General features: G+C 70.9%; 13 protein-coding genes. 1 reads left to right on the forward strand and 12 read right to left on the reverse strand.

From position 1 onward, the window contains the following. Window positions 1–35: 35 nt before the first annotated feature. The gene (locus tag HJG52_RS13290; RefSeq protein ID WP_171244010.1) at window positions 36–833 is read right to left on the reverse strand and encodes a hypothetical protein; all 798 of its coding nucleotides are present in this window, start codon (window positions 831–833) and stop codon (window positions 36–38) included. A 243-nt stretch (window positions 834–1,076) separates the two neighbouring features. On the opposite strand from HJG52_RS13290, the gene HJG52_RS13295 reads away from it, so the two are divergent. Then, window positions 1,077–1,373, forward strand: coding sequence for a hypothetical protein (locus HJG52_RS13295; RefSeq protein WP_171244011.1), 297 nt, complete (start codon window positions 1,077–1,079; stop codon window positions 1,371–1,373). Between the two features lie 83 nt (window positions 1,374–1,456). On the opposite strand, the gene HJG52_RS13300 is transcribed toward HJG52_RS13295, so the two are convergent. The 11 genes from HJG52_RS13300 to HJG52_RS13350 all read right to left on the reverse strand — a co-directional run bounded on the left by HJG52_RS13300 (window position 1,457) and on the right by HJG52_RS13350 (window position 11,811). Then, a complete protein-coding gene (locus HJG52_RS13300; RefSeq protein ID WP_171244012.1) occupies window positions 1,457–4,714 on the reverse strand; it encodes a LysM peptidoglycan-binding domain-containing protein in 3,258 nt (1,085 codons plus the stop codon). Then, window positions 4,711–5,217 carry a TadE/TadG family type IV pilus assembly protein gene (locus tag HJG52_RS13305; protein WP_240977815.1) on the reverse strand — a complete coding sequence of 169 codons (507 nt, stop codon included), beginning with the start codon at window positions 5,215–5,217 and terminating at the stop codon, window positions 4,711–4,713. The genes HJG52_RS13300 and HJG52_RS13305 overlap by 4 nt, the downstream gene beginning before the upstream one ends. Before the next feature lie 4 nt (window positions 5,218–5,221). Further along, window positions 5,222–5,677 (reverse strand): TadE/TadG family type IV pilus assembly protein, encoded by a 456-nt coding sequence (locus HJG52_RS13310; RefSeq protein ID WP_346767732.1) that lies wholly within the window; start codon window positions 5,675–5,677, stop codon window positions 5,222–5,224. Then, window positions 5,674–6,093 carry a TadE family protein gene (locus HJG52_RS13315; protein ID WP_171244013.1) on the reverse strand — a complete coding sequence of 140 codons (420 nt, stop codon included), beginning with the start codon at window positions 6,091–6,093 and terminating at the stop codon, window positions 5,674–5,676. The genes HJG52_RS13310 and HJG52_RS13315 overlap by 4 nt, the downstream gene beginning before the upstream one ends. 8 nt (window positions 6,094–6,101) lie before the next feature. Beyond that, window positions 6,102–6,302, reverse strand: coding sequence for a hypothetical protein (locus tag HJG52_RS13320; RefSeq protein ID WP_171243171.1), 201 nt, complete (start codon window positions 6,300–6,302; stop codon window positions 6,102–6,104). Window positions 6,303–6,384: 82 nt separating this feature from the next. Then, window positions 6,385–7,299 carry a type II secretion system F family protein gene (locus tag HJG52_RS13325; RefSeq protein ID WP_171244014.1) on the reverse strand — a complete coding sequence of 305 codons (915 nt, stop codon included), beginning with the start codon at window positions 7,297–7,299 and terminating at the stop codon, window positions 6,385–6,387. Further along, entirely contained in the window at window positions 7,296–8,174 is an 879-nt protein-coding gene (locus tag HJG52_RS13330) for a type II secretion system F family protein (RefSeq protein WP_171244015.1), read from the reverse strand. The genes HJG52_RS13325 and HJG52_RS13330 overlap by 4 nt, the downstream gene beginning before the upstream one ends. Beyond that, complete coding sequence (locus HJG52_RS13335; protein ID WP_240977818.1) at window positions 8,171–9,742, reverse strand: TadA family conjugal transfer-associated ATPase; 1,572 nt, start codon at window positions 9,740–9,742, stop codon at window positions 8,171–8,173. Before HJG52_RS13335 ends, HJG52_RS13330 begins: the two co-directional genes overlap by 4 nt. Beyond that, the gene (locus HJG52_RS13340; protein WP_171244016.1) at window positions 9,739–10,539 is read right to left on the reverse strand and encodes a CpaE/TadZ family protein; all 801 of its coding nucleotides are present in this window, start codon (window positions 10,537–10,539) and stop codon (window positions 9,739–9,741) included. Before HJG52_RS13340 ends, HJG52_RS13335 begins: the two co-directional genes overlap by 4 nt. Window positions 10,540–10,542: 3 nt before the next feature. Beyond that, window positions 10,543–11,259 (reverse strand): SAF domain-containing protein, encoded by a 717-nt coding sequence (locus tag HJG52_RS13345; protein ID WP_240977819.1) that lies wholly within the window; start codon window positions 11,257–11,259, stop codon window positions 10,543–10,545. 18 nt (window positions 11,260–11,277) lie between these two features. Next, the gene (locus HJG52_RS13350; protein WP_171244017.1) at window positions 11,278–11,811 is read right to left on the reverse strand and encodes an ATP/GTP-binding protein; all 534 of its coding nucleotides are present in this window, start codon (window positions 11,809–11,811) and stop codon (window positions 11,278–11,280) included. Between the last annotated feature and the right edge of the window lie 247 nt (window positions 11,812–12,058).

The raw sequence follows: 12,058 nt of genomic DNA on the forward strand, positions 1-12,058 counted from the left end.
GCCCAAAGCCGGCACGTCGACAGCTGATGGACGCCTCACGCGAAGGCCCGCTGGTGGGTGCTGCCGCACACGGTCCGCAGCGCAGACACGGACCGGGCGGCGCGCCGGCGGACGGTGCGGGCCGAGACGCCGCGGTCGGCGGCAACGGCTTCGGAGGCCGCCGGCGCCATCAGTCCGGCGTGGCCTCGACCACAGCGGGCCGGGCTCGCCAGGTCAGCGGCGTGCGCCAGGTCCAGCAACAGGTCGCCGTCGGCGACGGTCACTGCACCCCTGCTCGTCGCGAGCTCGAGGATGTCCTGCAGCTCGTGTTCGGGTGTGGGTTCGGCTGGCTGGCGGTCGCGCGCGGTGTCGGTCCACACCTCAGCGGTGGGCGGGAAGGGGATGGTCCGGTCACTGAGCTCGCCGAGCCCGAGGTCCCGGATCACCCCCTTGCGGGTGTTCATCAGGATGTTGGCGGCCACCTTGTGTCCGCGCTTCCACGGGAAGGTCCGGGCTTCGACCCACAGCTGGGCGGCGAGGATCTCGTCGATCCTTTGGCTGAGCCGGCCCAGGCGGAAGGCGAGCAGGCTGGCGCCGGGCAGCAGCACCCAGGCCAGGGCTCCGGTGGCCGCCACGTCGTCCCCGCCGTCGGGTGCCGACAGCTGCGCCAGGGCGAGCAGGACGCGGTCGGCGTCGGACCAGTCGGCTGCCCGCAGCCAGGCCGGCAGGTCGGCCAGCTCGTCGACGACCCGAAGTTCGGGGTGGGTGACCTGCCAGCTGGCCCAGCGCTGCCCGGCGAGGGCCAGGACCTCGCTGTCCGGCTCGTCCAGCCCCAGGTGTGTTGCGACGCTCATCTCGAGTTCCTTCCGCCGTGTGGACACGGCCAGAAGGTCTCGGGCGGACGTCCCCCAACTCGTCCCCGCCGGCGCCGTGCGATGGGGGGTACATGGCCCGGGATGGTGGGGGTACAAGCCGCTGACCTGCGCTGATGCTTCGTCCCCCAACTTCTTGAAGTTCTTTCTGCTGGGGGGCTCGCGTTCGTGGTCGCGGGCCGCGTCGGGAGCCGTTGTCAGCCGCGAGGCGCACACTCCGGAGCTATGCAGGCGACCACTCCTCCCCCGCCGCGCCGGCCGGGCGTCCCCTTGGGTGAGCGGCCCGTGGCGGGGCGGCAGGGCCTACCGGTCGAGGGCCTCTCGGCGCTGAAGGCGACGCGGCGCCACTGCTGGGTGCAGGGGCCGCCTGAGGCGCCCGGTCCGCATCACGGCCTGGTGGTGGAGTGGCGGCAGGCCGGCCCCGGGTGGAGGGCCTTGGTGATCTACGTGGTCGAGGGCGAGGCCGGCGAGGTGACGACGGTTCAGCAGTGGGTGGCGCGGTCGCTCGTCGAGCCGGCCTGAGTACCGCTGGAGCCCTCTCGTCCACACATGGCGCAGCCCCGACCCGGGGGATGGGGTCGGGGCTGCGCCGGCTTCGGGGCGGGTCAGCTGGCCTTGCGGGTCCGCTCATGCCGGTCACGGGTGGCGATGACTCGCTGTGTTCGTTCCGAGAGCTCCGGTGGGGCGCCCTCGTCGTCGGTGCGGTTGCACACCTCGTCCCGCAGGATGCGGTCGGCCTCGCCGGGGTGGCCCTCGGCGTCCGCGACGGCGGCGAGGTCCAGCCGTGGGATTTCCTCGTCCGGGGCGGCGAGGGCGGCGGTCTCGGCCGCGAGCCGGGCTTGGCGGGTATCCCCGGCCTGCAGGCTGTAGGTGGTGAGGAGGTGCGCGACGTCGACGATGGCACAGATCATGTGTTGGTCGAGGCGGTCACCCTCGGACAGGAAGGACCATCCGCCGTCGCGCAGCCGGTCGAAGGGGCGGCCCTGCACCAGTCGAAGCGCCTTGTGCAGGTCCTCGACCCCCTCGGGTCCACGTGACTCGCCTCGAACGCGGAGTCGGCGGAAGAGGTCGGCGTCGACGAGCAGGTCGAGGACCTGGTACACGCCGACGCCCCTGGCGACCGCGGCCGGAGCCTTGCGCGCGTCGGGCAGGTGGTCTTCGCCGGTCCGGGGGTTGGTGCCGAGCCAGTCCCGCACGATGCGGACGTAGTCGCGGGCCTTGGCGGCAGTGATCGTGAATGCGTCAGCCAGCTCCTCGGGGGTTGCGCCGTGCGCCCGGGTCGCCAGGTATGCAAGCACCTCCGTGTAGTAGGGCTTGCGCTTGGTGACCGGGGTGCCCCGGGTTCGCGCGCCGACGGGCCCGAGCAGGGTCAGCCGGGGCAAGGGGCAGTTCTCGTCCCACCACATGGTCAGGTCGTCGTCGAGGGTGGGGTCGGCGTCGGCCACGGCCGTCCGCACCCGCTCAGGCACCTTGGGGGCCAGGGCCTCGAGGTCGTCCTGTGTGGTGGCGCCGTTGCGCAGGTAGTCCTCGTCGTCGTGCTCCAGGAGCGAGATCGCCTGGTCCTCGACCTCGAGGGCCAGGTCGTGACGGGCGATGGTGTGCTCTTCCCGCAGGGCGCCGGCCTCGTCGGACCAGGCACGCCAACCCTCCAGGGCGCTCTGGTCGACCGGCATGGGCGCGTCGTCGAGGGTTTCGCTTTGGGCCAGAAGGGCGGCACAGCCTTGGGCCTCATCACTGGTCAGGCCGACGGCAACCAGGTCGAGGCCGGCGTGCGGGAGGCTGACCCGGCCGTTGTCGGTGACGTGCAGGACCAGGCCCGGGGTGCCCTCCAGGTCGCCACGCACGACCACGGAGGTCCCCGTCTGCCCGGCGTGCTGGTAGACCGTCTCGAGCAGCTGCTCGAGGGTGGGCAGCGAATGGCTCGCGGCTTGCCCGGGCTGGTTGGCGGCGTCGACCAGAAGCAGCCGCGCCGGCCAGGTGTCCGCCCCAACCTGGCGGGCGCGGGCGGTGGTGACGTCGGTACCGGCGTCCACGCTGCGGTCGATCATGGTGATGGCGTCGGCCAAGACCTCCGCCGCCGGGTCGCTGTCGACGTCGGTGTGGACGTGGATCCGGTCGGTGTTCATCGGCGCGACTTCGTGGGCGACTCCGAGCAGGTCGACGCGGACCCCGTGCGACCACGGGTTGCAGGCGATCTCGGCGGCCAGGTAACGGGCGAAGTCGCGGCCGAACGTGGTGTCACCGGTGATGCTCAGGTCGAGGTCTTCGATGTTGAGCAGCCACACGTGTCCGTCGTCGCCGGCGCCGATGGTGACCAGCAGCGGGTAGGGGGCCGGCTGGTCGGGGGCGAGATCTCCGACCTCGCGCAGGTCGGTCCCGGCGGGCAGGGTCCAGTGCAGCTGGTCGACGCTGGCGACCCACGGCGATCCCAGGGGCGCCGGCGTGAACAGGTGCAGGGTGAGGGCGTGCTCGGCGAGCTCCACGGCAGCGAGTTCCGGCATGGGCGCTGCGCCCGTGGCGAGTCGCCGTAGGGCTTCGTCCATGACCTCGACGTCGATGCTGGCGGGCCCGCCGGCCGCGGTGAGTGTCTTCTCGACGGGCGCCAGCAGCGGCTCTGGCGCGGCGATCGTCCGTCCCGGGCGGCGTGCCCGGAACTGCGCCCGGCGGCGGCTACGGAGCGCCAACAGCATGGCCCCGGCGAGCATGGCTCCCCCACCGGTCAGGCCCGTCAGCATCCAGGGCGCCATCTGGTGATCAGCGTCCGCCGTGGACTGGGCCTCGTCGCTGGCGGCTGCCGGGGCCGGGGCCGGACCTGGTTGCTCCACGGCAGGGCTTGCCGGTGGTGGGGCCGGTGTCGCCGGCGGGACGGAACTGGGCCCGGCTGGGGCGGGGGGCTGCGCAGTTGCGGGCTGCTTCGGGACCGCCGGGACGTCAGTCTCGTGGGCGGCTGGCGCTACTGACGCGTGATGTGTCGGGATGGACAGCTCCCAGCCGGGCAGGATCAGGTCGGGGTCGCTGAGGTGGCGCCCTCCGGGCTGCACGGTGTCCTTGGATGCCTCGAAGATTTCGGGGTACTTGGCCGCGTCCCCGAGCTCCTCCTCGGCAATCTCGGACAGGGTGTCGCCGCGTTGCACGGTCACCCGGTGGCTCTCTGCGTGGTCGCCTTCGGTCTGTGGCGTGACGGGTATCTGGAGGACCTCTCCGACGCTGAGGAATCCGGGGTTGGGTCCAAGGACGTCCTGGTTCAGTTCGGCTAGTTCGTGATAGCGGCTGCCCTCCCCCAGGTGCTGCTCGGCGAGGGACCACAGCGTCTCCCCGCGCTCGACGACGTGCTTGACCGTCGCCGGGCGGGCAGGTCCGGGTGTCGCCTGCGTTGACGCCCGGCTGGTGACGCGTGACGGCTCCGGCGCGGGAGTCCGTTGGTCGACGTCGACTGTGCCGGAGTAGGCGGTGGCAGTGGCGACGGTTGGGGCCGTCAGCTCCGCGGCGTGGGCGGGGGTTCCGGTCAGGGGGGCTGCCGCGAACAGCAGGATCGCGGCCCCCACGAGCCCGTGGGCAGCGGCCTGGGGAGCGTGCAGGCCTCGCAGCCGCGGCACGGTGACGCCGCGGACGCGGGCAAGGACCTCCAGGGCGATGGCCCCGGTGAGGAACGCCCATGCGGCCCATCCGAGGATCTTGAGGGCGGCCAGGGCGAGGGTCCCGTCGTCGGGGCTGGTGAGCGCCGCACGAGCCTGCTCGAGGGAGGGCCAGGCCTCCGGCAGGGGGTTGCCGCCGACGGCGAGCAGGGTGATCGGCAGGGCGATCACGATGGCGACGATGGCCAGGGTTGCGGTCAGGCCGGTGAGCCGGGTCCGTAGGGTCATCGCTGCACCCCTTCCAGTGCTCGGGTGATGGTTGCCTGTGCGTGGCCGGTCACGGTCACACGGTTGATCCCGATGATGCTCAGGAACTTGGTGCTGTAGACCGAGCTGGTGGTGACCTCGATGGTGTCGCCACCGGTGACGTGGGCGCTGCCGGTGACGTCGCTGGCCGCGAGGTAGGTGCGGGCCGCCTGGGCTGCGCGGGCCGTGTCGGCGATGGCTCCCTCGCCGCGGATGGCTGGTGCGGCTTGGAGTTGCTGGCCGCCGACCCGTGCTGCTTGGCGGGCGACGTCGCGGGCGTGCTGCTGTGCGTACACCTGGCCGCCCAGGTCCACGGCCATCCCGACGAGCACGATCATGATGAAGGCCGAGGTGACGATCCAGATGGTGATGGACCCGCGCTCGGATGTGGCGGCGTCGCTGCGGATCCGGCGGGAGAGGTGTGCGACCTTCGCCGCTGTGGGCTGGCGGGCCGAGTCGCCGCGCCTGGGGTGGGTGCGGGGCATGTCCTCACCGTTCCCGGTAGGTGTCCAGCGGCGAGGACATGCTCGCTGAGATGGTTCGGGTGCCTGGTACTCCAGGCACGGACAGGTCGGAGAGGTTGACCATGCAGGTGACGGTGGCCCGGATGCTGGCAGGGGTTCCGACGGGGGCACCGAAGCCGCTGGTGTCGACGTCGACGGAGACCCTCAAGCAGTCGACCTTCTGGTTGCTCAGGGCTTGCGCGGCCGCGGCGCGTGCCGTGTCGGTGGCTTGCCCCTGGGTCCGCGAGATCGACGCCGACCGTGCGGCCTCCGTCGCGGCCGAGCCGACGGCCTGATTGGCGATGGCGACCCGGCCGGCGAACACGATAAGCCCGACGAACAGCATGAACGCGGGCACCCCGATGACGGCCTCGATGACCGCCGATCCCCTCTCGCTCTGGATGCGTCGGCGGCAGCGCCGCAGGCGCCCTGCGCGGCTCACTGGGTGATCCTCTCGACAGGAGCGCTGGCGCTCTGGGTGACGGTGGGAGTCCAGCCGGGGATCACGCTGAGGGAGCGGCCGGTGACGGAGACGGTCGCGTTGGTGGTGCTGCGTGAGCTGCGAACCTGGGTGCCTTGGAGCACGTCGTCACCACCTGCGTCGGCGACGAACGCGTACGCGTCCCGGGCGCCGGCCGACCCGGAGCCGCCCAGTCCGGCGGCCGTCCGCACGCCCTCCTGAGCGGCAGCCAGTGCGACCGTGCGGGCGTGGTAGAAGAGGGCCCCCTGCATCCCAAGGAACATCACCGCGAACAGCGCCGGCATCAGCAGCACCATCTGGATCGAGGTCGAGCCACGTTCGTGTTCCGTGACCGCGTGGGGGCGGTCACGGAACACGAACCTCTGGGGCCGGCGCATGCGAAGGGTTACCGGATCTCCGCGGCCTTGTTGCGGACGTAGTTGGTGATCGCGAGGACCACGATGCCGACGATGGCGATAACGGCCACCGCCCAGATGACGTTCTCGATCGTCACCGAGCCGCGCTCGGGGTCCTTGGTCGCCTTCCTGGTGGCGGTGTCGCGCATCTGGACGCCGAGGGTGTGCAGTGTGGCTGCGAGGTAGTACATGGGCTTCTCCCCTTGGTTCGGTCGGGCTGCGGGCCGCGACAGGTGTGGTTTGGTCGGTCTGGTCGGAGGGCTGGTGATGTCCTCAGGTGGTGCCTCCGATCACGCGCAGGAGGGCCGGGGCGACGAGGATGGCCAAGAAGATCACCCCCAGCAGGCTCATCGGGATCGACATCTTTTCGCCGACCTCGTTGGCCTTGCCCTTCTCGGTGGCGAGCATCGCGCTGCGCATGCCCGAGGAGCGGGCGCGCAGGCTGCGATAGATCTGAGCGCCCTCTTCGCCGGACAGGCGCATGATGTCGGCGAGGTCGTCGAGCTCGGGCAGGCCCAGCTCAAGGGCCAACCCGTGCAGGGCGTCCCACGGTGTGAGCCCGGACCAGCGGGTGCGGGCGAGCTCCTCGCTGAGCCGGCGGAACACCCAGGAGTCGCCGACATCGGCGGCCACCTCCATGGCCTGCCGTGGGCCGGCTCCGGAGTTGCGTTCGAGGGCGACGAAGTCGATGTAGCCGCCCAGCGCGCGGCTGAACTCCTCCCGCGCCTTCTTGGCGTCGTCGCGGACGTTGTAGTTGGGCAGGAAGAACATCACGGTTGCCAGACCGAGGGTCGCGACGGCCGGGATGAAGATCGGCAGACGTGCACCCAGGAGGGTGAAGAACGTGGTCAGCAAGGGCGGGATCGCCAGGCCGAGCAGCGCGAACATGATTTTCTCGCCGTAGTAGCGGCTGATCGGGATCCGCAGGATCGCCAGCTCCTTGACGGGGATGGTGCCCCACGCGCCGGCCGGGAGTGTCTTCATGCCCCAGACGCCCAGCCGTTCGCGGGTGTCGCTGGCCGTGTGCGTCGCCTCAACGGAGCGTCGCTTGGCGTGCTCAGGTGAGAGTCTCTGCAGGGCGTCGCCCAGATCGGGGTCAGCGGGCGCAAGGCGCCAGACCAGTAGCGCCACTCCGAAACCGACGAGAGCGCCTGACACGATGGCAAGTTGGAGTCCGGTGGCCGTCATCGTGCCGCCTCCTTGGCGGTGGCTCCGATGAACCGGGGTAGGGGCTTGCCGGTCGACATCTTCCGCATCCACAGCAGGGTGGCCACGTACAGGCCCAGCAGCAGCACCAAGAGCATTTGCCCGATGGGGGTGCCGTAGGGGCGGACGTAGTCGCCGGTCAGGGCCAGGACGCCCAGCACCGAGATGGTGATGAGGGTGACCCAGCGTGCCGTCGACCGAGGCTTGGCCCGGTCGGACTCGATCTCTCGCCGCGCGGCGACGTCGGCCGCCGTGGACTCGGCCAGCGCTTCTAGGACGCTGGCCACGCCCGCGCCGCGGCGGCGGGCAGCGAGGATGAGGTTGCCGGCGATCAGGTCTCCGGTGGCGTCGTTGAGCTCGTCGGCGAACGCGCGCAGGGCGTCCTCGGTGGCCCAGCGTGCCCGGAGCCGTGAGGCCAGGCGGGTGACCTCGGGGCGGATCGCCTCGGGGGTCGAGCGGAGGGTGGAGATCAGTGCCTGTTCGAGGCCGACGCCGGCGGTGAGGATGCCGGACAGCGAACGGGTCCACTCTTCCATCGCCTCGAGCCTGGGAATCTTGCTGGCCGATGGTGGTGCGGACAGCAGGATGGGCAGGCCCGCGGCCGCGGCCGGAACGAGCGGGATCGCGATGATCCACCCGGTGAGCAGCGCGACCACAACCCCGACCGCCGCACCGACGCCTAGGAGCAGACGGGTTCGTCGGTCCAGCTTCGTGAGGCGACCGAGGACGGACCCCTTCGCGACTGTGCCGCGCTTGGGTGATGGGGGTGGGACCGGGCGGGAGCGCAGGCCGGCCACCGCGCCGAGAAGTCCGGCGACGACCAGCGCCCCGGCCACTGCCGGGATGAGCGGGGTCACGACGCTGCCTCGCTCTGCCCGTAGAACTCCTCGAGCGCGAACCCCCAGGCGGCCAGGTCCCGGTACTCATCGGGAAGAACTCGTGGTTCAGCCTGCCGCCCTCCAGGCGGTGCAAGGAAGACCTGCTGCACGGCATACCCCTTGTCGCGCTCTCCGGGCGTCAGCGTCAGGATCTCGGCGACCCAGCGGGAGCGCTGCGCGGTGCCATCGGCCAGCGGCGTGGTCTCCAGGTGGACGTGCACGATGATGTCGATGCTGGCGGCGATCGCGCGCACGGCGTAGTCGTGGGTGATGTGGGGGCCGGCTTCCATCGCGCAGGTCACCAGCTTGCCGATCGCCCCCTCGGCGTTCTTGGCGTGGGTGGTGGAGATCGAGCCGGACCCGGACTCCATGGCCTTGAGCATGGCCAGGACCTCCTGGCCGCGGACCTCGCCGACGATCTGGCGGGACAGGTCGAAGCGGAAGCTGTCGAACAGGGCTTGGCTCAGGGTGAACTCGCCGGCTTGGCTGCCGTCTGCGGCCCGCTCCCCTGACCCGGGTCGCGCCTCCCAGGGGAACACGTAGGGGTGCTGTTCCTTGAGCTCGTGCAGGTGGAGCTCGTATTCGGTTTCGAAGGTGCCGATGATCTCGTGCTTTGGGATCTCCGCGCACAGCGCCCGGACGAGGGTGGTCTTGCCGGCGCCCTGGGCTCCGGAGACGACGATGCTGCGACGGGACTTCACGGCCGCGGACAGGAACGACGCCGCCAGCTCGGTGAGCGTTCCCCGGTCGACCAGGTCGTCGAGCGTGACCTGCCGCAGCCGGTGGCGCCTGATGACCACGGACGGCCGCGGGGTGACCCACGCGGCCGCCGCGAGCCGGGCGCCGCCGTCCAGGCGCAGGTGCAGCCGCGGCTGCGCCTCCGAGAACGGGCGAGCGTTGACCTCCGAACGCGAGGCCAGGAACACCAGGAAGTCGATCAGCTCCTGATCCGAATCGGCCACAGGCGGCCCCGGAATCAAGCGGCCGTCGGTGAGCTCGAGGAACACCGAGTCGCAGCCGAAGATGAGGATGTTCTCGACCCGATGGTCGTCGACGAGCAGTTGCAGGCGACCAAGCCCGAACAAGGAGTCGTCGATGGCCTTGGCCAGGGCGCCCTGCTCGGCGGCGTTCCACGCCTCTTGGCCGGCGCTCACCCGCTCGTCGTGCTCGTTGTTGAGCAGGTCGAGGATGATCGCCCGGCCACGCTCTCGCTGCGCGCCCGAGCTCAACCGCCCCCGTTCCTCCCCGAGCGCGGCGCTCAGCCGGTCCGAGGCCTGCCCCCGGAGTGCGGCGACCAGACCCCAGTCGATGTCCGCGCCATGCCGATGAATCCGAGGCATGCCCAGGTCACCGCCGTCCGACTCTTGCGGCGCGGGAGCCGTCTGCGCCCCGTCGGCGGTGGGAGTAGGCGACATGCTGAACGAACCCCGCACGCGACCGGGGCGGGGCCGGCGCCGCGACTCCACAGTCGCGGAGAACAGGGGAAGTGACGTCGGGTCGGAAGGATCCAACCATGCGCCGCGCTCAGGCGTTGTGTCGCCGCTCATGACAGTCCTCCGGTCGTCTGGGTGGCGAGTTGCTCGCGGTTCGCGGTCACCGCCGACTGGATCGATGTCCGAGCCGCGATGAGGCTCCGAACCAGACGCGAGGAGTCGAACCGGCGAGGCGCCTTGGCGCCCTTGGCGAAAACGTCTGCGGCGGCTGGGTCCCAGGCAAGGGAGGCCGTCACCGGGATCTGCAGGACCTTCTGGACGTCTCGAGCAGAGTAGGGCTCCCCCTCCCCCACAAGCAGCAGGCCCAAGGACGAGCCGCCCCCGACCCCCTCGAACCCGGTGCGCAAGGTCTCGGCCCACGAGCGTGCCGCCGACAAGGACACCAAGTCCGTCCTGGTCACCAGCAGAGCAAGATCCGCCGCATAGATGAGCGGTTCCGGACTCCCGGCCAACCCGAGCCGGCCCGCGTCGACGATCACGTCCTGACCCGTAGCTTCGAGCGCCTTCAGCTCCGACGCCAGGGTCTCCCACATGGGCGTGAGGCTGCGCGCCTGCCCGTGGGCTCGGGTGCCCGGCAGAAGCGAGACCGCCGAGCCGGGCGGGCCCGGCATACGAACGGTGGCGTCGGCGATCGCCTCCGTCAGCTGCCCGTGTCGCTGTGCCAGCGCCAGATCGATCAGCGAGTTGGGCGGGGCCGACTCGGCACGAAGGTAGCCGGCGAACACGGCGGACCCGCCGGTTGGGTCGCCCTCGACCAGCAGCACCGGCCGCGACCAGGTCAGCGCCAGACCCAGGGCTGACGCGGTGACCCCGGGCGAACCGGAGGCAGAGGACAGCGCGATGAGGGCCATGGATCAGCGCTCCCGGCTGTCCAGAACCAGCGCCACCTTGCCGGTCGCCGCACGTGCCGCCAGTTCGGCCGCCTGACCCTCTGGCACCTCGAGCGAGACGACGGTCTGCCCGTTCTCGGCGTTCGGGTAGAGCCCGACGACGGTCGCCGCGATCGACGCGGGTGGCTCCTGTCCCACGTCGCCCTGCTGTCCGGGCGTCGCAATGATGCGCACCCGATCGCCGGCGAGGAGAGCCTCTCCGGGCATCAGCGAGGGCGGGAGCGCGACTCCCACCACTGACATGCCTTCGGCCGGCAGGACCTTCTTGGTCACGTTCTCGCCCGTGATAAGGCTGCCGGCGGCCATGTCCATCGCCGCGCGCTGGCCCACCAGGCTGCTCATCCGGTCGCCCGGAATAGTCCTCAGCGCGGGATCCAGCCCGACCTGGACCGTCATGAGGTCGCCCTGGGTGATCGTCTCCCCGCGGGTGACGGTCTGACGCAACGCAACCACCTCATGGGTGTTACTCGTCGACGACCAGGCCCACGCACCCAGCAAAGCGCCGAGGATCACCGCGGCGATCGATGCGGCAACTAGTACCGGTCGCCGCCGAAGCTTCGGCGCGGGTGTCACAGCTGCCTGGTCCGCGGCGGCGGCCTTGCCGCGCCGTCGCCGGTCCGGTCGCACCCCTCCTCCCCCGCTCACGGAGGTCGAGTCGGCCTTCTCGGTGGTCATGGTCATGGTTCCCCCTCGAGCTGCTCAGCTGTTGAGCACCTGGGCCTCGCCCATGGTGATCGTGGTCGTGTCGGTGAAGTTCAGCGGGATCGTGCCGCTCTGGCCGACCCCGGCCCAGGTCACGACCCAATAGGTCGTCGCCCTCACCGTGTAGGTCCCCTGCCGGGTGTAGGTGTGCCCGCACGTCGGCGACGACTTCTTGCCATAGGAGTCGGCGTACGGGGTCCCCGGGCCGGTGCAGGTGACTGTGTCGCCGTCGCCCATCGTCCAGACGGTCCGTTGCGCCTTGGCGGTTGCCGTGACCATGAACCCGCCCGCCGAGGCCGTCTGCGTCTGCGGCCCCCAAGTCGTCGTACCAGGGTTCTCGGCCCACATCCACGTCGGCATCCCGATGATCCCGATACTGACCGGGCCTGGCTCCGGCACGATGCCGATGGTGATGGCGCGCAGGTTCATTCGAGCGATGGCCTGCTGGGCCAGTGCGCGCGGGTCAGGTGGCGCTCCGCCCGGCGGGGTCGCCAACCAGATCCAGAAGACGACGCCCCACCCACCCGGCACCGGCCTCAAGCATTCATAGACCTGCCCAGTGGTGTTCCCCTCCCACGCTGGGTCACTCAGCGGCGGCTGAGGGGCCAGAGCCCTGCAGTAGGCGTTCTGCCCGTTGGACCACCAACCCTTGTCCGAGCTGCACGGGACCTCGCCCGGTGGACTGACTAGACTGTTGATGCACTTCTGAACCACCACCGGGTCCGTGTCGCCACCATCGCCCGGATTCCCAGGATCGCCGGGGTTCCCGGGATCGGTG

This window comes from Knoellia koreensis (assembly GCF_013041615.1).
GTDB lineage: Bacteria > Actinomycetota > Actinomycetes > Actinomycetales > Dermatophilaceae > Pedococcus > Pedococcus koreensis.